This window comes from Rahnella sp. EDr1-12 (assembly GCF_049206505.1).
GTDB classification, from domain to species: Bacteria; Pseudomonadota; Gammaproteobacteria; order Enterobacterales; family Enterobacteriaceae; genus Rahnella; species Rahnella rivi.
The window spans coordinates 353,085-373,908 of record NZ_JBLZNY010000003.1 but is presented as its reverse complement, the minus strand read 5'-3'; the positions used below and the strand labels follow the sequence as shown (position 1 = coordinate 373,908).

17 protein-coding genes and 2 pseudogenes are annotated in these 20,824 nt (G+C 53.6%); 15 read left to right on the top strand and 4 right to left on the bottom strand.

What is annotated here, in order from left to right; genetic code table 11:
• Positions 1–186 precede the first annotated feature (186 nt).
• The 7 genes from fecI to fecE all read left to right on the top strand — a co-directional run bounded on the left by fecI (position 187) and on the right by fecE (position 7,869).
• Positions 187–705 carry a ferric citrate uptake sigma factor FecI gene (gene fecI, locus ACO0U8_RS15500; protein WP_217204353.1) on the top strand — a complete coding sequence of 173 codons (519 nt, stop codon included), beginning with the start codon at positions 187–189 and terminating at the stop codon, positions 703–705.
• Positions 706–710: 5 nt separating this feature from the next.
• Positions 711–1,673 carry a ferric citrate uptake sigma factor regulator FecR gene (fecR, locus tag ACO0U8_RS15495; RefSeq protein ID WP_421671157.1) on the top strand — a complete coding sequence of 321 codons (963 nt, stop codon included), beginning with the start codon at positions 711–713 and terminating at the stop codon, positions 1,671–1,673.
• A gap of 132 nt (positions 1,674–1,805) precedes the next feature.
• The gene (gene fecA / locus ACO0U8_RS15490; protein ID WP_421671156.1) at positions 1,806–4,166 is read left to right on the top strand and encodes a TonB-dependent Fe(3+) dicitrate receptor FecA; all 2,361 of its coding nucleotides are present in this window, start codon (positions 1,806–1,808) and stop codon (positions 4,164–4,166) included.
• A 67-nt stretch (positions 4,167–4,233) separates the two neighbouring features.
• On the top strand, positions 4,234–5,139 hold the full coding sequence (locus ACO0U8_RS15485) for a Fe(3+) dicitrate ABC transporter substrate-binding protein FecB (RefSeq protein ID WP_421671155.1): 906 nt from the start codon (positions 4,234–4,236) through the stop codon (positions 5,137–5,139).
• Positions 5,136–6,140: an iron-dicitrate ABC transporter permease FecC gene (gene fecC, locus ACO0U8_RS15480; RefSeq protein ID WP_421671154.1), complete on the top strand. Its 1,005-nt coding sequence runs from the start codon at positions 5,136–5,138 to the stop codon at positions 6,138–6,140. Before ACO0U8_RS15485 ends, fecC begins: the two co-directional genes overlap by 4 nt.
• Positions 6,137–7,099 carry a Fe(3+) dicitrate ABC transporter permease subunit FecD gene (gene fecD / locus ACO0U8_RS15475; protein WP_421671153.1) on the top strand — a complete coding sequence of 321 codons (963 nt, stop codon included), beginning with the start codon at positions 6,137–6,139 and terminating at the stop codon, positions 7,097–7,099. The genes fecC and fecD overlap by 4 nt, the downstream gene beginning before the upstream one ends.
• 2 nt (positions 7,100–7,101) lie before the next feature.
• Positions 7,102–7,869: a Fe(3+) dicitrate ABC transporter ATP-binding protein FecE gene (gene fecE / locus ACO0U8_RS15470; RefSeq protein ID WP_421671152.1), complete on the top strand. Its 768-nt coding sequence runs from the start codon at positions 7,102–7,104 to the stop codon at positions 7,867–7,869.
• A 25-nt stretch (positions 7,870–7,894) separates the two neighbouring features.
• On the opposite strand, the pseudogene ACO0U8_RS15465 reads toward fecE, so the two are convergent.
• Together ACO0U8_RS15465 and ACO0U8_RS15460 are read right to left on the bottom strand one after the other, a co-directional pair.
• Positions 7,895–8,002: pseudogene (locus ACO0U8_RS15465) on the bottom strand (type VI secretion system tube protein Hcp); the annotation flags it as partial.
• Between the two features lie 24 nt (positions 8,003–8,026).
• Positions 8,027–11,034: pseudogene (locus ACO0U8_RS15460) on the bottom strand (Tn3 family transposase).
• Between the two features lie 159 nt (positions 11,035–11,193).
• On the opposite strand from ACO0U8_RS15460, the gene ACO0U8_RS15455 reads away from it, so the two are divergent.
• From ACO0U8_RS15455 to ACO0U8_RS15445, 3 genes are all read left to right on the top strand, one after another.
• Positions 11,194–11,751, top strand: a complete 558-nt coding sequence (locus ACO0U8_RS15455; protein WP_133625266.1) for a recombinase family protein — start codon at positions 11,194–11,196, stop codon at positions 11,749–11,751.
• 82 nt (positions 11,752–11,833) lie between these two features.
• The gene (locus tag ACO0U8_RS15450; protein ID WP_133625267.1) at positions 11,834–12,736 is read left to right on the top strand and encodes a LysR family transcriptional regulator; all 903 of its coding nucleotides are present in this window, start codon (positions 11,834–11,836) and stop codon (positions 12,734–12,736) included.
• 171 nt (positions 12,737–12,907) lie between these two features.
• Positions 12,908–14,119: an MFS transporter gene (locus tag ACO0U8_RS15445; protein ID WP_421671151.1), complete on the top strand. Its 1,212-nt coding sequence runs from the start codon at positions 12,908–12,910 to the stop codon at positions 14,117–14,119.
• 311 nt (positions 14,120–14,430) lie between these two features.
• On the opposite strand, the gene ACO0U8_RS15440 is transcribed toward ACO0U8_RS15445, so the two are convergent.
• On the bottom strand, positions 14,431–15,330 hold the full coding sequence (locus tag ACO0U8_RS15440) for a LysR substrate-binding domain-containing protein (protein ID WP_166643229.1): 900 nt from the start codon (positions 15,328–15,330) through the stop codon (positions 14,431–14,433).
• Between the two features lie 116 nt (positions 15,331–15,446).
• Between ACO0U8_RS15440 and ACO0U8_RS15435 the strand changes: the two genes are divergently transcribed.
• Genes ACO0U8_RS15435 through ACO0U8_RS15425 form a run of 3 tightly spaced genes read left to right on the top strand, consistent with a single transcriptional unit; the run spans position 15,447 to position 17,379 of the window.
• Positions 15,447–16,079, top strand: coding sequence for a DsbA family protein (locus ACO0U8_RS15435; RefSeq protein ID WP_421671286.1), 633 nt, complete (start codon positions 15,447–15,449; stop codon positions 16,077–16,079).
• Positions 16,080–16,136: 57 nt separating this feature from the next.
• Positions 16,137–16,985 (top strand): MBL fold metallo-hydrolase, encoded by an 849-nt coding sequence (locus tag ACO0U8_RS15430; protein ID WP_421671150.1) that lies wholly within the window; start codon positions 16,137–16,139, stop codon positions 16,983–16,985.
• 4 nt (positions 16,986–16,989) lie between these two features.
• A complete protein-coding gene (locus tag ACO0U8_RS15425; RefSeq protein WP_133625271.1) occupies positions 16,990–17,379 on the top strand; it encodes a nuclear transport factor 2 family protein in 390 nt (129 codons plus the stop codon).
• Positions 17,380–17,822: 443 nt separating this feature from the next.
• On the opposite strand, the gene ACO0U8_RS15420 is transcribed toward ACO0U8_RS15425, so the two are convergent.
• Positions 17,823–18,731 (bottom strand): LysR family transcriptional regulator, encoded by a 909-nt coding sequence (locus ACO0U8_RS15420; RefSeq protein ID WP_421671149.1) that lies wholly within the window; start codon positions 18,729–18,731, stop codon positions 17,823–17,825.
• 121 nt (positions 18,732–18,852) lie between these two features.
• Here ACO0U8_RS15420 and ACO0U8_RS15415 point away from each other — a divergent pair, with 121 nt between their 5' ends.
• Both ACO0U8_RS15415 and ACO0U8_RS15410 read left to right on the top strand, forming a co-directional pair.
• A complete protein-coding gene (locus ACO0U8_RS15415) occupies positions 18,853–19,782 on the top strand; it encodes an alpha/beta hydrolase (protein WP_112288739.1) in 930 nt (309 codons plus the stop codon).
• Positions 19,783–19,841: 59 nt separating this feature from the next.
• Positions 19,842–20,822, top strand: coding sequence for a TIGR03571 family LLM class oxidoreductase (locus ACO0U8_RS15410; protein ID WP_339484453.1), 981 nt, complete (start codon positions 19,842–19,844; stop codon positions 20,820–20,822).
• Positions 20,823–20,824 lie beyond the last annotated feature (2 nt).

Below are 20,824 nucleotides of genomic sequence, written 5' to 3'. Positions count from 1 at the left end.
CATATCGGAACAGGCACCGGTAACGCGTGTCTCCTCCAAGCTTAGTGTGTTAATGCGCGGGATGTCGGTTTTCTTTTCACATTTGCGCAGACCCGACGGGAAAAGGCGCAGGATCCTCGATTGTAATGATAACTATTATCAATTATTATCCGATGGTGAATTTCTGGTCTGGTTATGTAACTTTCTATGTCCATCAACGCTGCCGTATCGCCCGCCCGCGCGTTTGAAGCGCTCTACAGCTCGCACCACCGCTGGCTGAAAAACTGGCTCCGGTTAAAACTGGGGTCGGCCAATGACGCCGACGATCTGGCGCAGGACACCTTTATGCGCGTCCTGACCGGCGACAGTGCGCAGGAAATTCGCGAACCTAAATCTTTTCTCTGCACCATTGCCCGCCGGGTGATGGTGGATTTTTTCCGCCGTAACGCGCTGGAACGCGCTTATCTCGACATGCTGGCGCTGATGCCGGAAGCGCATATGCCATCGCCGGAACAGCGCCAGTGCCTGCTCGAAACCCTGCAACAGATCGATACGATGCTCGATGGCCTGGGCGAAAAAGTGCGTCAGGCTTTTCTGCTCTCCCAGCTGGAAGGGCTGACCTATCCGGTGATCGCCCGGCGTCTGAACGTTTCGGTCAGTTCGGTCAAAAAGTACATGGCGAAAGCCACTGAGCATTGTCTGCTGTTCAGCCTGGAACATGGCTGAGCGCAATGACCTCCTCCCTTACCGATAATCAGCGTCTGGCGCTGAAAATGGCCGCGCAGTGGTTCGCCACCTTGTGCTCGGGCGAGGTGACGCCGCAACAAAATCAGAAATGGCAACGGTGGCTGGCGCAGCACGAAGACCATCGCTGGGCGTGGCAGCGGGTGGAATCCTTACAGGGTCAGTTGCACAGCATGCCGGGCCGCTTCAGTTATCAGACGCTGAATCATGCGCGCCAGCAGTCGGAGGTCACCCGCCGCCGCGTGCTGAAAGGTTTGCTGGTGCTGCTCGGGCTGGGCGGCAGCTGGAAAGCGTGGCAGACGCCCGCCGGACAAGGGCTGCTGGCGGATGCGCGCACCGCCACCGGCGAAATCAAAACCCTGCGTCTGCAAGACGGCTCCCAACTTTCGCTTAACACCGCCAGCGCCGCCGATATCCGTTTTACGCCGCAAGAGAGGCTGATCCGCCTGCATCAGGGCGAAATCAGCATCATCACCGCGCAGGATACGCAGCCCGCCTCGCGGCCTTTCCTGGTGCAAACGCAGCAGGGCATGCTGCGCGCCCTCGGCACAGAATTTATCGTCCGCCAGTTTGATGACGCGACCCGCCTGACCGTGCTGAAACACGCGGTGGAAATCACGCTGCCGGGCCAGCGCTTGCAGGTCAGCGAAGGGCAAACCGTCCGTTTTACCGCCAGCGCATTTGGCGAGGTGACGGCTCTTTCGGGCGGAGCGGGCAGCTGGAGCAAAGGCGTGCTGAGCGTCAGCGACCGGCCTCTGGCGGAAGTGGTGGCTGAACTGGCGCGTTACCGTCACGGCCATCTGAGCTGCGACCCGGCTGTTGCAAATCTGCGCATCAGCGGCACTTTCCCGCTCAACGACACCGACGCGGTCCTCAACATTCTTTCGCGCACGTTACCCGTCAGGATCCACACCCTGACCCGCTATTGGGTGAACGTGGTGCCCGCGTAATGCTGCCGTAATACCGCCTGCAAATAAAAATGATAAATAATCGCATTCGCGATTGTCCCTTTTGCATTCTCATCCGACTCCTATGCAGCACTGAAAAAAACACACAGCAAAAACATAAAATCTGGAGAGGGTATGTCCATTTCACGCTCACGCGTTCTGCGTTCTTTTGGCAACACAACACCACTGGCGATGGCCATTCACTGCGCGATCCTTCCTGCTGCGCTGATCACCGCGCTGCCTGCGGCCGCGGCGGTTCAGTCTGCACCCTATCAGATTGCGGCAGGCAATCTTGATACCGCACTCAATCAGTTTGCGGCAAAGGCGGGGATCACGCTGTCGGTGGATTCTTCGCTGACGCGCGGCAAGCACAGCAAGGGTTTACAGGGAAATTACACCCTCAATGACGGCCTGACGGCGCTGCTGGCAGACAGCGGGCTGGAAGCCCGATCATTGGGTAACAATGCGTTTACGCTGGCGGCCATTTCGGCGCCGGTTCAGGAGCCGGAATCCCTGACCGTGGTCGGCGACTGGCTGGCTGATGCGCGTGAAAACGACGTTTTTGAACATGGCGGTGCGCGCGACGTGATCCGCCGTGAGGATTTTGTCAAAACCGGCGCGACGACGGTGCGTGAAGTGATGAACCGCATTCCGGGCGTGAATGCGCCGGAAAATAACGGCACCGGCAGCCATGATATGGCGATGAATTTTGGTATCCGCGGGCTGAACCCGCGCCTCGCCAGCCGTTCCACTGTGCTGATGGACGGCATTCCGGTGCCGTTTGCGCCTTACGGCCAGCCGCAGCTTTCCCTTGCGCCGGTTTCGCTCGGTAACATGGACGCGGTGGATGTGGTGCGCGGCGGCGGCGCGGTGCGTTACGGGCCGCAAAGCGTCGGCGGCGTGGTGAACTTCGTCACCCGCGCCATTCCGAAAGATTTCGGCATCGAAGCCGGAACGGAAGGCACTTACAGCCCGACCTCCAGCCAGAACGACCCGAAAGGCACCGGTAACCTGATGATTGGCGGCACGGCGGATAACGGCCTCGGCGGCGCGTTATTGTATTCCGGCACGCGCGGCAGCGACTGGCGTGAACACAGTGCGACCAAAATCGACGACGTGATGCTGAAAACCCGTTACGCGCCCAATGACGTCCACACCTTTAACAGCCTGCTGCAATATTACGAAGGCCGCGCTGAAATGCCGGGCGGTTTGTCCCGCGCCGATTACAACGCCAACCGTTTTCAGTCCACGCGCCCTTACGATGAATTCTGGGGACGCCGCCAGCTGGCGAGTTTTGGCTATCAGTATCAGCCGGATCAGCAGCATAAATTCAATATCCAGAGCTTCTACACCTACACCCTGCGCAGCGGCTATCTCGATCAGGGCAAAAACCTGACCCTTTCGCCGCGCCAGTATTGGGTACGCGGCATTGAACCGCGCTACAGCCAGAGCTTCAACCTCGGCCAGACGGCGCATGAAGTGGGCGTAGGTTACCGCTACGTCAGCGAATCCACCCACGAACTGCGCTATTACAGCCCGGCCAAATCCGGCGTCCTGCCGACCGGCGACAGCCCGTACGATCGCGATACCCAGTCCGGCACGCAGGCTAACGCATTTTACGTCGATGACCGTATCGACGTCGGCGACTGGACCATCACGCCGGGGATGCGCTACGAACATATTCAGTCGTATCAGAATAACTACATCAAAGGCACCAAGCAGGAAATCAGCTACAACGCGCCGCTGCCCGCGCTGAATGTGGTGTATCACCTGAACGATGCCTGGAATATTTACGGCAACACCGAAGGATCTTTCGGCACCGTGCAGTACAGCCAGATTGGCAAAGCGGTGGACAGCGGCAATATCGAGCCGGAAAAAGCCCGCACCTGGGAACTGGGCACGCGCTTTGATAACAGCATTGTGAAAGCGGAAGTCGGCCTGTTCCTGATCAACTTCAACAATCAGTACGACTCCAACCAGACCACCGACAGCGTGACGGCGCGCGGTAAAACCCGTCACACCGGGCTGGAGAGCCAGATCCGTTACGACCTGTCAGAGTTGTCCCCGACACTGGAGAATGTTTCTGCCTACGCCAGCTATGCCTACGTCAACGCGGTGATCCGCGAAGAGGGCGATACGCACGGCAATCAGGTGCCGTTCTCGCCAAAAAGCAAAGGCACGCTGGGGCTGGATTACACGCCGGGTAACTGGTTCTTCAACGTCAACAGCGAATACCAGTCCGGCCAGTTTGCTGACAACGCTAACACCGTTGAGGAAAGTGCCGATGGCAGCACCGGCCGCATTCCCGGTTTCATGCTGTGGGGCGCACGCGCCGGTTATCAGTTTGGCGCAGACATGGCGAACCTGAATCTGGCCTTCGGCGTGAAGAACATCTTCGACCACGAATATTTCACCCGCGCCTATGACGACAACAACAAAGGGTTGTATGCCGGTCAGCCGCGCACCTTGTATATGCAGGGTTCCCTGAAGTTCTGATTGTTCCATGCCCGCCGGGCGTAGCGCCGCTGCGCCCGGTTTTTCCTGTTAACCGCACAGAGGTTTTATGTCTTTCTTCTCCCGCTTTGCGCTTTTTATTGGCTTATGTTTTTCACTGGGTAGCGCCCAGGCCGTGACGGTCACGGATCAGCAGGGCAGCTTTACCCTGGATCCCACGCCAAAACGTGTGGTGGTGCTGGAGTTGTCCTTTGTGGACGCGCTGGCGGTGATGGATGTCAGCCCGGTCGGCGTGGCCGACGATAACGATGCGGACCGCATTTTGCCGCAGGTGCGTCAGCGCATCGGCGTGTGGCAATCGGTCGGCACGCGATCGCAGCCCAGCCTTGAGGCGATTGCCGCCCTGAAACCGGACCTGATCATCGCCGACAGCAGCCGCCACAGCGGCATTTACGCCGCGCTGAAAGGCATTGCGCCAACGCTGCTGCTGAAATCCCGTAACGAAACCTACCGCGAGAATCTGGAATCGGCGGCGATCATCGGCAAGGTGCTGGGCAAAGATGCGCTAATGCAGCAACGTCTGACGGAACATCATCAGCGTATGCAGGCGTTTGCCGCGCAGTTGCCACAAGGCACGCAGGTGGTGTTTGGCACCTCGCGCGAGCAGCAGTTCAACCTGCATTCGCGGGATTCCTACACCGGCAGCGTGCTGACCTCGCTCGGCCTGAAGGTGCCGGAGCCGGTGAACCAGCAGCCGCTGGCGAACATCAGCTTCGAGCAACTGCTGGCGATCAACCCTGACTGGCTAATCGTCGCGCATTACCGTCAGGAAAGTATCGTGCGCCAGTGGCAGCAGGATCCGCTGTGGCAGATGATGAAAGCCGCGCAGCAAAAACAGGTGGCGTCGGTGGACAGCAACGTCTGGGCGCGGATGCGCGGCTTGTTTGCCGCCGAACAGATCGCCAGCGACACGGTGCAGATCCTGCATCATCAGGCGCTTAACACCGCACCATGATGGCAGTGAAACGCCTGTTTGCGGGGTGGCGCTGGACGCTGCCTCTGCTCGTTCTGAGCGTCAGCTTCTGGCTGACGCTTTTTTGCCGTTCTGCGGTGCCCATTGGCGCGCTGGAATCGTTGCGCGCCTTGCTGCCCGGCCCGCCGGTTTCCCTTGCACAGGCGCTGGTGCTGAACCTGCGCCTGCCGCGCAGTCTGGTGGCGATGCTGCTGGGCGCGAGTCTGGCGCTGGCGGGCAGTTTGCTGCAAACCCTGACCCGTAATCCGCTGGCGTCGCCTTCGCTGTTTGGCATTAACGCGGGCGCATCGCTGGCGATGGTGGTGGTCAGCGCGCTCAGCCCGCAGCTGTTCTCCGGTTTCAGCATCGCGCTGGTGGCCGCAGTTGGCGGCGGCGTCAGCTGGGGTGCCGTCATGCTGATGGGCGGCGGCTGGCAACAGGCCGGGGATCGCAGCCGGTTGATCCTCGCGGGTGTGGCGGTATCTGCGCTGTGCGCCGCGCTGGCAAAAGCCACGCTGATCCTCTCCGAAGACCACGCTTACGGCATTCTCAGCTGGCTGGCCGGCGGTGTGGCGCACGCCCGCTGGCCGGAGTTCTGGCATCTGTTTCCGTTCACCGCCATCATCGCGCCGTGGGTGTTGCTGCTCGCCAGCCGCCTGAACCTGTTGCAGGTCAGCGATGACAGCGCGCAGACGCTGGGTGTCAACCTGCCGCGTCTGCGTCTGACCCTTAATCTGATGGTGTTGCTGCTGGTCGGTGCCTGCGTGAGCGTCGCCGGACCGCTGGCGTTTATCGGCCTGCTGGTGCCGCACATTTCCCGTTACTGGATTGGCTACGACCTGCGCCGTATGTTGCCGCTGTGCATGATCTTTGGTGCCACGCTGATGCTGCTGGCCGATTTACTGGCACGTTTTCTGGCGTGGCCGGGCGAGCTACCGGCGGGCGTGGTGCTGGCGCTGATCGGCGCGCCGTTCTTCGTCTGGCTGGTGAGGACGCGCACATGATCCGCCAGCTGACGGTATTCCTCATCCTCAGCGCGCTGCTGCTGCTGACCTTCGTGATGTCCCTGCGCTACGGCACCCACACGCTGACGTTTGAACAGATGCGCCTCGCGCTTTCACCTGCTGACAGCAACCATTTTCCGCTGACGGAGTACCGGCTGCCGCGCGCGCTGCTGGCAATACTGATCGGTGCAGCGCTGGCGCTTTCCGGCGTGCTGGTGCAGGGAGTTATCCGCAATCCGTTGGCCTCGCCGGACATTCTCGGCGTCAATCATGCCGCCGGATTAGCCTCGGTGGGGGCGCTGATGTTGCTGCCTTCGCTCTCTGTCATGTGGCTGCCGCCGCTGGCATTTGCCGGGGGGATTGCGGCCTTTGTGCTGCTGAGGCTGGTGTCCGGGCGCTCTGCGCCGTTGCGGCTGGCATTAACGGGCGTGGCGCTGACCGCCTTTTACGCCAGCCTGACCGATTACCTGATGCTGTCTCGCCCGATGGAGATCAACAGCGCGCTGCTGTGGCTGACCGGCAGCCTGTGGGGACGTGGCTGGAATTTCGTTGAGATCGTCGCGCCGTGGTTGCTGCTTCTGCTGCCGCTGAGCCTGTGGTTTTGCCGCGATCTGGATGTGCTGGCGCTCGGCGATGACAGTGCCGCGACGCTGGGTATTCGCGTATCCCGCGTGCAGCGGTGGGTGCTGTTGCTGGCGGTGGCGCTGGCGGCGATAAGCGTTGCGGCGTGCGGGCCGGTGGGCTTTATCGGCCTGGTCGCCCCGCACCTGACCCGCCAGCTGGTGGGCGGCCGCCACCGTGTGCTGATCCCCGCGTCCCTGCTGGTGGGGGCGCTGATTTTACTGCTGGCGGATGTGCTGGCGCGAACCCTGCACCCGCCGCTGGAACTGCCCGCGGGCGTATTAACGGCGGTGATTGGTGCGCCGTATTTCTTCTGGTTATTAATGAGAACCCGCTGATTATGCAACTCAGTGCAGACAATCTGACTGCCGGTTACGGCAAAAAAAACATCCTTAACGGCCTGTCGCTGACCCTTCCGGCCGGGAAGATCACCGCGCTGATCGGCCCGAACGGCTGCGGTAAATCCACGCTGTTGAAATGCTTTTCACGCCTGCTGACCCCGGCATCCGGCACCCTGTATCTCGGCGGGGAAGCGTTATCCGCGCTGCCTGGCCGCCAGCTGGCGCGCAAACTGGCGTTACTGCCGCAGCAGCATAGTGCGCCGGAAGGCATCAGCGTGCGTGAACTGGTGGGTTATGGACGCAGCCCCTGGCTAAATATGTGGGGAAGGCTGGGGCAGCAGGATAATGCCGCCGTCGAACGGGCGATGCAGGAAACGAACATCACGGATCTTGCCGAAAAGCGGGTCAGCGAGCTGTCTGGTGGGCAGCGTCAGCGTGCGTTTCTGGCGATGGTACTGGCGCAGGACACGCCGCTGATGCTGCTCGACGAGCCGACCACTTATCTTGATATCAGCCATCAGGTTGAGCTGATGAACCTGCTGCGCAGCCAGAATCAGCAGGGAAAAACGCTGGTGGCGGTGCTGCATGACCTGAATCAGGCCAGCCGTTACTGTGATTATCTGGTGATGATGGTCGCAGGTAACATTATCGCGCAGGGCACACCGGAACAGCTCATGACACCGGCTCTTCTGTCGCAGGTGTTCGATATCGACGCGCAAATTTATCCCGAACCCGCGTCGGGGAAACCGATGTGTATTGTGCGGTGAAAGTGGGGCGCGAACCCCACATTTTTCATGACCGGACATTCCATTCATCGGTGTACTTCACATTGCCGTCGACGTAGTGCCAGGTAATTTTGTTGTACATCAGTGATACCGATTCCACGTGATTGGGGTTCGAGGTCCAATGATGTAAAAAACCACGCTAAGAGTTTAATTCATTGTTTGTATTGAAATTTAACGGTCTTAACTCGCCCTTCAGAATATCTTCCGGTAACGAAAACGTATAATGCCCCAGCATATTTATATGGCCATGTATCAGCGGCGATAATCTTGCCAGATGCTCCTCTTCAGGTGTTTCCCCCGATTTGCGAAGATGTGACAACGCCTCCTGCATGTAAAGTGTGTTCCACAGCACAACCGCATTGGTCACCAGACCCAGAGCACCGAGTTGATCTTCCTGCCCTTCACGGTAGCGTTTTCTAATTTCACCACGTTGTCCGTAGCAAATGGCTCGAGCCACTGCATGGCGTCCTTCTCCCCGGTTGAGCTGAGTGAGGATCCGACGCCGGTAATCCTCATCATCGATATAGTTGAGAAGATACAACGTCTTGTTGACCCGGCCCACTTCCATAATCGCCTGAGCCAGACCAGATGGTCGGCTACTTTTCAACAGTGAACGAATAAGCTCTGATGCATGGATGGTCCCAAGCTTCAGTGAGCCCGCCATTCGCATCATTTCATCCCATTGGGATTCTATTTTTGACAGTTCAACACATCCCCGGGCCAGCTCATTCAGGGCACCATAATGTGCCGTTTTATCTGCCCGCCAGAATATCGCCCCGCCTGCATCGGCCAGACGAGGGGAAAACTGGTAGCCCAGTAACCAGAACAGGCCAAAAATGATATCGCTGGATCCTGCCGTGTCCGTCATAATTTCTACCGGATTCAGCCCGGTCTGCTGCTCCAGAAGCCCTTCCAGTACAAAGATGGAATCACGAAGCGTACCGGGAACCACAATGCCATGGAAACCGGAGTACTGATCGGAGACGAAGTTGTACCAGGTGATACCGCGTCCTGAACCAAAGTATTTACGATTTGGTCCGGAATTAACCGTTTTAACCGGTGTGACAAAACGCATACCATCTGCGGAGGCAACCTCACCACCTCCCCAGTACCCCGCGAGCGGCAGCGTGGACTGAAATCAACCAGCCGTGCATTAGCGCTGACCAGCGTTTCTGCCCTGAGATAATTTTGTTTAACCCAGCTCAGACGATGGCGAGTAAGCGCGGGAATATTATGCTTTATCAGGGGTTCATGCCCTATATTGCAGGCTTCTGCCAGCAGTGTTGCGCACAGACTGACCTGGAGATCCTGCGCCCGAGCACCTGATTCACTGACGTGGCTGAATTCGCGGGTAAAACCGGTTCGGGCATCTATTTCAAGCAACAGCTCAGTCAGATCAACCGGAGGGATCAGTTCTCTTACCCGACGATTCAATTGTATCAGTGCCGGTGGCTCATCCAGTTTATCCAGATTGCTAATCGTCAGTGAGGGATGCTTACCTTCATTGCTTATGCTGACCGCTGCGTTGCAGGCAAAACGTGAAGCCACTGATTTCCATGTGTCATCAAGCCGCGTAGCCAGTTGTTCTGCTGCTTTAGTTCCGTCTGATGGATGACCCAGCGCCCGACATACCGGGATGCGTTGTGCCTGCCATTCAGCTCCCTGAAGCAATTTTTGACGCGGGTCCCCCCACCGGTCACTGTTCTCCAGCCAGAGATCACGACGGCGCAAAGAATCCTGAAGGCGCTCGAGAAGGCACAACGAGTAACCCGCTCGTAGAATCCTACCATCTCTGTCGTAGACCAGACGTTTCCAGGGGCCGGAAATGATTTGCTCTGGTGCATCGTCGAGAATTCGCTTTTTTGAGCCACTCAGTTCGGCCAGATAATGGATTGCTGACAACGTGTGCTCCCCGGCTGGGGCGGCCTGAAAGTGTAAGTCACGCAACATCGCGGGCAGGAAGCGCTTCACCCGTCCATATTGTTCCACCATTTCATTCTGAAAATGAGTATCTTGCGGGCGCGCCAGCTCATTTACCTTGCCGACGGATTCAGCCAGTTTGTCCTTTGGTATGCGGCGAAAAATAGCCTGCCGCAGAGCTGCTTCATCGGTGTTCTCATCAAGTAATAACGTGCATGCCCGTGCCAGTAATAGCGCGGCACGATCAAGATCTTTTAGGGTTCTGAGCCGCTTTTTCTGCCCGATATTTTTTGCAGAACGCGTGATATCCAGAATAAGCATATCCAGCACATCCACGGCCTCGTCAAGCGCCGAAATTTCCTGTGCTTTCACAAACGCAGTAAGCACGGCCAGTCGCCGTTCGTCAGGCATTCTTGAAATGTATTTCACCGAAGCCATTCCGGCATAACGGGCCAAATTCCGCAGCTGGATGGCAGGCAGACCGGAGAAATTCAGCCGGGAAAACTCCATGCTACGCAGTCGGGTATATCGCTCCAGGGCGTCTGTAAATGACGGCCCACTGATAGTGACAGGACCTTTTCGCATCTCCTCCAGCACCGATATACGCTGCCCTTCAGGTATTTCAAGTAAACCGTCCAGTTGTGTTTTCTGCCAGCTGTCAGGCAACAAAGCCAGCCTTCGCCATAATCGTCGACTTGCCCGTTCGCGTACTTCGCCAATCAGCCTTGTCAGAGTCGAGGCTGCGGGTAGCAGGATCTTATTTTGCAGCAACCATGCGGTAGCAAAATCAAACAGCAGACCTGGACGCTCATTGCTGAGCCAGGCGCGAGTATAGAGCAAACGCTTCAGTCGGAATGACCAGGGGAAATCACCAAAATCATGATAATCATAATAGAGCTTGATAAGCCCCTGATGCTCCCAGCGGGTATTTTCTCTTTCTGCATACCGGGAAAGGATCTCTGGTCGGCTGATGTTCAACTGTGCCGCAATGTAAAAACGGATGAATGAGGGAATTTGAAGGGGATCAGGAAGAAACGTTCCCAGAAAGCGCGCCGTAGTCAGCTGAAGTGCAATCCCCAGCCGGTTATGTTTTCCCCGTCGCTGATTAATAAAAGCAAGGTCACGCTCATCCAGATGAAAATACCGAGCCAGCTGAACCTCATTTGGGTCTGCCACATAGCGACCGTAGTTTTCTGTCTGTTCGCTGGTAAGAAAGTCATCACTCATTGCGCATCCTTTCGTAAACGGGAGTTCTGTTCTTTTTTTTACCATCTCAAATATTATAAGTTTTGATACCTCTCAAAACGACTTCAAACATGAGTATCAAAAATCGTGATTTATGCCTTATGATACTACGCAGTATCAATATCGATTTGTGAGACCAATATGGCATTACTGGGATATGCAAGAGTATCAACCAGCCATCAGAAACTGACGGCGCAGATCACAGAGCTGAAATCTGTAGGTGTCAGAGATGATCGAATTTTTACTGATATGATGTCGGGAGCCACGGACGAACGCGAAGGACTACAACGGCTACTTGCCCGAGCGGAAAAAGACGACATCATCATTTGTACCAAAATGGACCGGCTTGGCCGCAATACCGCAGATATGATCCACATTGTTGATGCTTGCTATAAAAAGGGAATAGCCATTCGATTTTTGGAGAATGGACTGAGTACTGAAGGCACGATGGGGAAAATGGTGATTCAGATCCTTGCCGCTGTTGCAGAGGCGGAACGCGAACGAATATTAGAGCGTACCAACGAGGGCAGAGTGGTCGCGATGGCGGCAGGAGTTAAGTTTGGGCGAAAACCTCATCAAAGATCGGGAATGGCTCTGGAACTTATTCACCTTGATACTCCCATTAAGCTGGTGATGGAGAAAACCGGCATTTCTCGGGCAACTTACTTTCGGTTGAAAAGTCATCAGCGCCGTTCCTGATGGTCAGACGCTACAAATGAAAATTTTTCAGGTTCCTGCCTCGGAAGCTCTAAACATCTTCACATAAATAACCCGGGACATAATGGATAATTATAATCAGTTGCTTGCATTTATATGGGCGTATGAATACGGCAATTTTTCTGCCGCCGCGCGGGCAAACGGATTGACGCCTTCAGCAATGAGTAAACTCATCAGCCGGCTGGAGGCGAGATTACAGGTAAGGCTCTTTCATCGCGGGACGAGAACGTTAACGCTGACCGAAGAGGGGCACGTTTATCTTAACAGTGCCCGGGCAGTCGTTGACGCAATGTCTGAGGCTGATTCACTGGCAGAAGATATGCCATCACGCATCAGCGGGCAGCTGAAAATCCGTACCATGACCACCTTCGCCCGTTATCATATCCTTCCATGGTTGCCCGCGTTTATTGACGCCTACCCCGACCTCGACGTTGATATTGAAACGGGGCCGGTTTACCGGGATGACTTTGATAAAGGGCTGGATCTCGCCATTTATGGTGGTGTACTTGCGAGTTCTTCCCGTATCGCCCGTCGTATCGGTGAGAGTCAGTGGATTACCTGCGCTTCGCCGGCCTACATCACCAGGTACGGGATACCCTCCCATCCCCGTGAGTTGATGGAGCATCGCTGTTTCCACTTTAATTTCGATAGCCACTGGAACCAGTGGGTATTCACCGAAGACAATCAGAGCATTATATTCCCAGTTAAACCGGTTGCCTCACTGTCGCAGGGCGATTTGCTGCGAGATCTGGCTATTCAGGGAGAAGGTATCGTCCGCCTGGCTGACTTTCACGTTCACCGGGATATCAGAGAAGGAAGATTAATACCGCTTTTGAAGGCATTCCAGTCTCCTGTCAGAGAGCCGCTCTATATAATTTACGCGAAAAGGCAGCATCTCAGCCCGCGCATCCGCTGTTTTATTGAATTCATGGAAAAACAGATAGCCCTGCATCCCTGGAGCATTTGAATTTTCAGCCAGCCCCTTACTACTTGTCCCCAAGGTCATATTTAAATACTCACTGTGAAAATACGTCACAGTGGGTATTCCTGCTGCTCGAATCCCATCGCTAAGGGATCGTGTTACTGTTTTATGGATTTTTACAGAACGAATCCATTTCCCAGGACAGAAGATATTACTATGTCAGACAAACAAACATCGCATGCAGGGATGGCACTGGCCATGGCTTTCTTTTCCGGCATGCTGAGCAGCAGTCTTCCCACTCCTCTCTATCCCGTATACATCAGTTTATATGGTTTCAGCGCTTCTCAAATAATGGCGGTTTTTGGCGTCTACGCGGCTGGAGTCCTTTTAGCGCTTGCATTTACCGCCAGGGTTAACATCAGGCCTGAGCTGTATACAAAACCCCTGTATGCAGGTCTGGCCTGCGTTTTGCTGTCATCACTACTGATGATGCTTGCAGATAACTTTATGATACTTATCCTAGGCCGTTTTGTTACCGGTCTGGGTTCAGGTATTTTAATGGCCTATATTAACCGCTCGCTGATTAAATTATTTGATACGGAAGTAAGTAATACTGCGGCATTGACGGCTTCTGCCTCGTTGATCCTTGGACAGGCTATTGGCCCATTAATTACGGGGGAAATCGTGCATCGCGGTTTTTATGTACTTAAGGCTCCCTACGTAATTCTTTTTATTCTGGTTACAGCGTCAGTATTTGCGATCAGGGGCAGTCGTCTGATGATTAACAGGCACAGTACACCCGTAACCGGTGAACGGAAAAATATCAAAGCTCAAGGTCATAAGGTACTCTCTTTCCGGGACGTCATCGTCTGCTGCATGGCCATATTTCTTTCATGGGCGATGGCGTCCACGTTTATGTCCCAGGGACCCACCCTCGCCCGCACCTACTTCAATGTTACCAGCGTGCAGCTGGTAAGCTATTCACTGTCGGTATTCCTGCTGGTTGCAGGTATCACCCAGATAGTGATGAGAAAAAAACACCATTATTCGTCGCTGAAAATCGGAATTGTTACCCAACTTTCTGCGGTTTTGCTCGTCCTCTGCAGTGTATACACAACGGATCCCTTCCTTCTTTTCATAGCCGTGATGCTCGAAGGATTCGCCTATGGGGCAATACTGGTCGGTGCCGCCACTATCGTTAATGTGGTCGCCAGACAGAGTCAGCGGCACCACCTGATAAACCTTCTTTACATTGTGGGATACGTGGGTAACTGGCTGCCGTTTTCGCTGAGTGTGATGATGGATCATTTCCCCCAGGAAACAGCCCTGAATGCCTATCTTTGTTTGTGCAGTGTTTTAAGTGCGTGTATTGCTTTATCGGCGTATTTCGCGGGAAGGAGCCAGCCAAAATCATGGGTCGGAGCATAAAATACTAAATAATATAGACGGAAAAAATTATCATCCGGGCCCATCTATGCATGATGGCCGGAAATTGAATGCGAAAAATTCAAACGTAAACTCAATATTAAAGGAAAATAAAGATGTTATTATGAATGCTAATTTCCCGGAAATCGACCACGTCGTCTGAGGAAGACTCCTCCCTTACGAGCGCTCAGCCTTGATGACCTGGTATTGCCATCTTCGTGGAAGAAAACACGTCTACGTTTGCTGAAATTGCCACGATGACCGGTATGCTGCGTATTCCTGAATCTAAGCTGGCATGCAAAAGATAAGCACAATCAGCGCTCTTTATCTTTCTCCATCAATATATTTAAAAATGAGCGAACCTTTGTCGGGCGAAATCGAGATGCGGGAAAAACTGCATGAATCTCACCTGAAGGTAGTTCCCATTCTGGGAGCACCTGAATTAAGCGGCCAGAAATAAGATCATCACTGACAACGTAATCCGGCAACACAGAGATGCCAGCACCTTCTCTCACCGCTTCACGGACCGCCAGTGTGTTATTAATGAATATCGAGGGCTGAACGTTGACACTTTGTTGATCCGATCCATTCAGCGTGAAATGCCACTGAGAAGGTTCACGCAGAGCTGTATTGGCTATAAAAGGCAGTGGTTTGATATCTTGTGGTTTATTAATTTTTTCTACCTGCGGCTGCATATTGCGCGGGGCTATCAGCAACTGCCGGAAGTGCCCGATTTTCCTTGCCTGCAAATGTGAGTCGTCTAACCAGCCCACACGGATGGCTATTTCTATATCTTTGTCCACGATATCAAACTTGTTATCACTTATCACGGCATCAACTTTGCAGTCTGGATAGCGCTGACTGAATGCCGTGATAGCTGGAACGACGACGCTGATCCCATAGTCAAAAGGCGCTGTCAGCCTCAATGTCCCAGAAGGCTCTGCCACCAGTGCGTCTAACTCTGCAAAGGCTTCCTCTGTTTCACGTAGAATAGACGCACAGTGCTCATAAAAGACTTTTCCCGCATCCGTTAAGCGAATGGTACGAGTAGTACGGATAAGAAGAGTGGTGTTCAACTCCTCTTCAAGACGCGCGACCTGATGACTGACTACCGCTTTAGTTATACCCAAACGCTCGGCAGCTGCAGTAAATGAGCCAGCCTCAACCACGGAGACAAAGTAGGCAAGGCGTCTGATATTTCCCAGTTTTCTCACTACCGCATTCCAATTGTATGTTTTTAGATGACAAGCTGTTTACCATGGATGTATTTAATATCCAATAAAAGTTTTCTATGATGAGTTACTTTTAAAAATAGGGGGCACCTGTGAACATGATTCTTAATTACTTATTCGATCCGCTTTGCGGTTGGTGCTACGGCGCGTCACCTGTGCTTACTGAACTAAATGACATTCCGGGCATTAAACTTGAGTTCATGCCAACCGGCCTGTTTTCAGATGCCGGCGCACGTCCCATGAACAATGAATTTGCTGCTTTTGCATGGGAAAACGACCAGCGAATTTCTAATATCACCGGGCAGCCTTTTTCCGAGATTTATCGCGAAAAAGTGCTTCATGGCCAGCAGAAAAAATTTGACAGTGGTTCAGCCACGCTTGCGATTACTGCAGTATCACTGTCAAACCCTTCGCGGGAAATTGAAGCGCTGAAAGCAATACAACACGCTCGTTATGTTGAGGGGCTTGACGTCACGTCATTGTCGGTTCTTGCGGGTGTGTTAAGTTCTCAGGGTCTGGAAAATGCGGCGAAGAAAGTGTTGGATCCTGCAGCAGACTTGCTCGAAGCAAACCATACTCGTACTGAGCGTGCGAAACGATTAATGCGGGAATTTGGCGCACGCGGCGTTCCCACTTTTATTGCCGAATCCGGCTCAAAGCGCTGGATGCTAAACTCAAGCATATTGTTTTCAAACCCTCATGAATTGGTACGTCAGTTAGTGGATTCATAACGTCTGGTGAAAGCAATGCTCACCTAATTACCACTTTAACAGAAGGCGAAAAATACGATGACACTACAAACCAACGTCCCTGATGCAGGGAGGGACATTCCCCTGAGTTGGACACATTTTCCTGCCGGCGAGCACGGTTTTTATCGCTCGCCAGTGCTGATCTCTGGCGATAAGGAAGCCGTACTTATTGACGGTGGTTTTACGCTCGCCGATGGCAGACTGCTGGCAGAGGCTATCCAGAAAACAGGTAAAAAGCTGACCACAATCTATATTAGCCAAAGCGACCCTGATTACTACTTTAGCCTCGGTCCGGTAAGAGCAGCCTTTCCGGAAGCTCGTGTCGTTGCCGCATCGTCGACAATCGATGCCATTAAGAAAAGTGTTGATAAGAAACTGGCAGTGTGGGGCCCACAACTCCAGGACAACGGCCCGCAAACGTTGTCAGACATCGTTATGCCCGAGGTATTTGACGAGGATGCGTTATCTCTCGAAGGCCAGGCCCTCGAAATTATTGATGCTGATGGCCTCGCTAACCGTCGTTATCTCTGGGTACCTTCGCTTAACGCCATTTTTGGCGGTGTACTGGTGTTCTCTGGTACCCATGTGTGGACCGCCGACACTCAAGGTCCAGAGGGTCGCGCACTTTGGATAAAAAATCTGGACACCATGGCATCCAGACATCCCACTACGGTCATCGCAGGGCATATGTTACCTGAGGGTGCTACCGATATTTCAGCAATAACCTATACCCGCGACTATCTTCTGGCTTTTGAGAACGAGCTAAGTCTGGCCAGCGACAGTAGCGAACTGATTGCAGCCATGACAAAACGTTATCCTGATTCTGGCATGAGTGTCGCTTTACAAATTGGTGCAAAAGTCGCCAAGGGCGAAATGAGTTGGGGATAGAATAATGAAGAGTAATGTGGAAATTATACGCGCGACTTATGAAGGTACCTCTGAAGAAAATGGAAAGAACCTGCTTGCTGTCCTGTCCCCCAATGCGACATGGACTGAAGCGGCTGGGTTCCCCTATGCAGGGACTTACACCGGTGCAGAAGAGATAATCGCTAACGTATTTCAGCGACTGGCAACTGAGTGGACAGACTATCAGGCAAAGACGCATACGTTTCTTGCTGACGGTAACTATGTTGCTGCTTTTGGGATTTACTCCGGCGTTTATAAAATAACCGGCAAGGCGATGACGGCATCATTTGCGCACCTTTATCGCCTTGAGGATGGGAAAATTATGACCATGGAGCAGTACGTCGATAGCGCGTCGGTCATGTCGGCGTTAGCATAAAGTTAACACCGTCTGACAGGTTTCTACGCACTTGTAGTCGTTTACTGAATTTGGTCAACATCCATTGTGGGCAGTTTCAGTAAACCACTACAAGTGCAATCTGACTAAGCCAAAACTTTCTTCAGCCACAGGCTCAAATCATGGAGTTCATCATCACTTACTGTGCCTCCAACAGGATAGGTCTTCCATGATCCCCCAATGACAATTCGCTTTCATACCGCGCGAATTTCGCGGTGTATCAGACTCTCATAATATCCCATCGTATTACGCAGTCCTGTTTCGTCTTCCGAACGAGAAAAATCAGAATGACGTTAATCGTACCAGGGCGGTCTGTCCTGTCCCCCGCCTGCGATAATGCTTGAATTGTTAAGCTTTAACGACCGGCGCTTCTGGATCGTGATTTTCTGGTTCAAGTTAAAAATAATGAGTTTATTATCAAAGCATTATTCCCAGGGTAATCCTTGCTCCCAGCTTTCGACAAGCAGGTCAATAAAGGCCCGAATTCGCGGTGATAAATGTCGTTTACTGGGATAAATGAGCCGAATAGGTTCCGGAGGGAAAGGAAACTCCTCAAGCACAGGTATCAGCTTACCGCTACGCAAATCCTCCCCTAGCAAATAGGTCGGTAAGTGAACGATACCAAATCCGGAAATTGCCGACGTCCGCATGGCTTCCGAATTGTCGAGGTTTAGTCGCCCGGGCCCTTCATAAACAAAAGTGCCTTCCGGAGTCGCAAACCGCCAGCTGCGTCTCTTTTCTGCACTCAGAAGAAAAATAGTGTCATGCCTGGTTAAGTCTGCGGGTGTTTCCGGAACGCCCCGTGAAGATAAGTATTCAGGGGATGCACAAGTGACAATATGCTGCGAAGCAATCGTGCGGGTAAGAATACGTGAGTCATCGCGAGGTTCACCTATACGAATGGCAATATCAAAGCCTTCCTCTATCAGGTCAACAAACCTGTCGCTAAAGGACACTTCGGCACGAATTTCCGGCCACTTTTTCAGATAAATATCCAGAATGGGAAGGATATGTCGCTGCCCAAAAGAAAGCGGCGCACTCAGCCGGAGAGTCCCCGTTGGCTTACCCCTGCGCATGGCCATGGCGGCATCGACCTCTTCCAGGTCCTCGAGTATCTGGCGGCAACGATCAAACATGACCCTCCCTTCATCGGTGAGACTCAGACTTCGGGTGGTACGGTTAAGAAGACGAACCCCCATACGCGTTTCGAGCCGGACGATACTTTTACCAATCGCAGAACGTGTAAGCCCAAGGGAACTTGCGGCGTGTGTGTAACTCCCGGCTTTTACAGCCGCGACGAACGCGGCGATATCACCAATGCTGTTGATCTCCATACTATATTTTTCTCATCCAATACGGGCGTTGTTGTACCCTTATATGGGAAGCACATTCCCCAAATGTTGGTATATTATATATTCCTGTTCCACTTTAACGCAAATACAAACAGGAATACCGATGATGAATCAACAAACTAAGAAAGCCGTAAAAGAATGGTCAGAAAGCCTGGCCGGTCTGGGACCAATCCTTACGGGTGAAGATACCGTAACGCCAATGAGTGAAGTGCGTGACGCCTATACCCGTATGTTGGCTAAAAATCCTGCACCCGCAGGTGTTGGCTTTACTGAGGTCGATATGGGGGGAGTGCCGGGAACGCTGGTGACTCCTGAAAATCTAAAAACCGATGCCATCGTTATGTACATCCACGGTGGGGCATACATTGTCGGTGAATCTGCTGGCTATCACGGTATTGGTGGCAACTATGCCAGCATGCTGGGCGCACGGGTTTACATGCCAGATTACCGACTGGCACCGGAGTATCCTTTCCCTACGCCCGTTACCGATACCGTTCGTGCATATGAGTGGTTGATTGAACAGGGCTTTGACGCCAGCAAAATCGTGCTGGCGGGTGAGTCTGCGGGCGGCGCGATGGTGGTTACCGTTATGGTTGCGGCACGCAACAAGGGCCTGCCGCTTCCAGCCGGCGGGGTCGCTATTTCACCCTGGGCTAACCTTGAGCACACGGGTGTCTCTATGACCAACAGAGAAGGCCTTGATCCTCTAAACACCAAAGCAGGTCTTGATTTTCTCGCACGTACGTTCCTCGGCGATGCATTGCCTAACCATCCAATGGCATCACCGGTGTTTGCTGATGTAACGGGCCTGCCGCCGGTGCTCGTTCAGATAGGTGAAAACGAACTGATGCTGACCGACGCGATGCGTCTGGCAACTCATCTGGGTGATAACCGCGTACGCGTAAATCTGGAAGTCTGGCCGGGCATGTTCCACGCCTGGCATTTCTTCTCCACGTTGCAGCCAGAAGCGGTACAGGCGCTTGAGAGTTCAGTCGCCTTTATTGAAAAGGCTCTACGTGATGCAGCGAAGTAATCATCATTGATGATTGACTAAATAACGGGCGCAGCTGACTGCGCCCGTCAGGAGTGTAAATGCCCCCTCTACAGACACAACCAACCTATCCGTCGGATCTTGCCTCACATAGCGCATATAAGCGCGTATTCCGCCCGGGTAGTCTGACATTTGGCTTTATTATGCCGCTTGAAGGTTATCCGGATTCGCCTTTTCCGACCCTGCAGGATCATCAGGCGCTGGCACAATTTGCTGATGACGCCGGTTTTTCCGCTCTGTGGATGAGAGATGTGCCCTTTTATGATCCACAGTTTGGTGACACAGGACAGATGCTTGACCCCATGGTCTACCTCGGATTCCTTGCCTCTCAAACCACACGCATAACGCTGGGTACCACCGGTATGGTGTTACCCCTGAGGGACCCGATTATATTGGCCAAGCAGGCAGCCTCAGTGGACCAGCTAAGTGGTGGACGCCTTTTGCTGGGGCTATCCAGCGGGGATCGCGCTGTTGAATATCCTGCGTTTGGTGCCGATTACGATAACCGGGCCGAACGTTATCGCGAGGCGTTTGGTCTGATAAAAACCGTCTGTGAGACGTCCTTCCCGGTGGCTGAAACGGCGTACTACGGCAAGCTTTCAGGCAACCTTGATCTTATTCCCAAACCCTTTAAATCCCGCATTCCAATGATTGTGGTTGGTCGAGCACGGCAGGACCTGAGCTGGATAGCAGAGGAAAGCGACGGATGGATATGGCATCTGAGTGATTTCTCAACGCTCCCGGAACTGCTTGAATTCTGGCGTGGCGGTTACGACGACAATCGTTTCAGACCTTATGGCTATGCCACCTTTTTTGACCTGGATGCTAACCCTGACGCGCCGCTTCGCAGATTGATGAATGGCATCACCGTCGGCCGCAATGCGCTGATAAAGCTATGGAAGGAGCAGGAGCGCCAGGGAGTAAACCACGTTGCGTTAAATCTGAAACCGCTGACACGGCCAGCAGCCGAGGTGATGGCTGAAATGGCAGAATTTGTGTTACCCGAGTTTCCTTCTGAATAAAT

Coding starts and splice junctions, on each gene's coding strand:
- fecI (WP_217204353.1), top strand. CDS start 187: ATGTCCATCAACGCTGCCGTATCGCCCGCCCGCGCGTTTGAAGCGCTC.
- fecR (WP_421671157.1), top strand. CDS start 711: ATGACCTCCTCCCTTACCGATAATCAGCGTCTGGCGCTGAAAATGGCC.
- fecA (WP_421671156.1), top strand. CDS start 1,806: ATGTCCATTTCACGCTCACGCGTTCTGCGTTCTTTTGGCAACACAACA.
- ACO0U8_RS15485 (WP_421671155.1), top strand. CDS start 4,234: ATGTCTTTCTTCTCCCGCTTTGCGCTTTTTATTGGCTTATGTTTTTCA.
- fecC (WP_421671154.1), top strand. CDS start 5,136: ATGATGGCAGTGAAACGCCTGTTTGCGGGGTGGCGCTGGACGCTGCCT.
- fecD (WP_421671153.1), top strand. CDS start 6,137: ATGATCCGCCAGCTGACGGTATTCCTCATCCTCAGCGCGCTGCTGCTG.
- fecE (WP_421671152.1), top strand. CDS start 7,102: ATGCAACTCAGTGCAGACAATCTGACTGCCGGTTACGGCAAAAAAAAC.
- ACO0U8_RS15455 (WP_133625266.1), top strand. CDS start 11,194: ATGGCATTACTGGGATATGCAAGAGTATCAACCAGCCATCAGAAACTG.
- ACO0U8_RS15450 (WP_133625267.1), top strand. CDS start 11,834: ATGGATAATTATAATCAGTTGCTTGCATTTATATGGGCGTATGAATAC.
- ACO0U8_RS15445 (WP_421671151.1), top strand. CDS start 12,908: ATGTCAGACAAACAAACATCGCATGCAGGGATGGCACTGGCCATGGCT.
- ACO0U8_RS15435 (WP_421671286.1), top strand. CDS start 15,447: ATGATTCTTAATTACTTATTCGATCCGCTTTGCGGTTGGTGCTACGGC.
- ACO0U8_RS15430 (WP_421671150.1), top strand. CDS start 16,137: ATGACACTACAAACCAACGTCCCTGATGCAGGGAGGGACATTCCCCTG.
- ACO0U8_RS15425 (WP_133625271.1), top strand. CDS start 16,990: ATGAAGAGTAATGTGGAAATTATACGCGCGACTTATGAAGGTACCTCT.
- ACO0U8_RS15420 (WP_421671149.1), bottom strand. CDS start 18,731: ATGGAGATCAACAGCATTGGTGATATCGCCGCGTTCGTCGCGGCTGTA.
- ACO0U8_RS15415 (WP_112288739.1), top strand. CDS start 18,853: ATGATGAATCAACAAACTAAGAAAGCCGTAAAAGAATGGTCAGAAAGC.
- ACO0U8_RS15410 (WP_339484453.1), top strand. CDS start 19,842: ATGCCCCCTCTACAGACACAACCAACCTATCCGTCGGATCTTGCCTCA.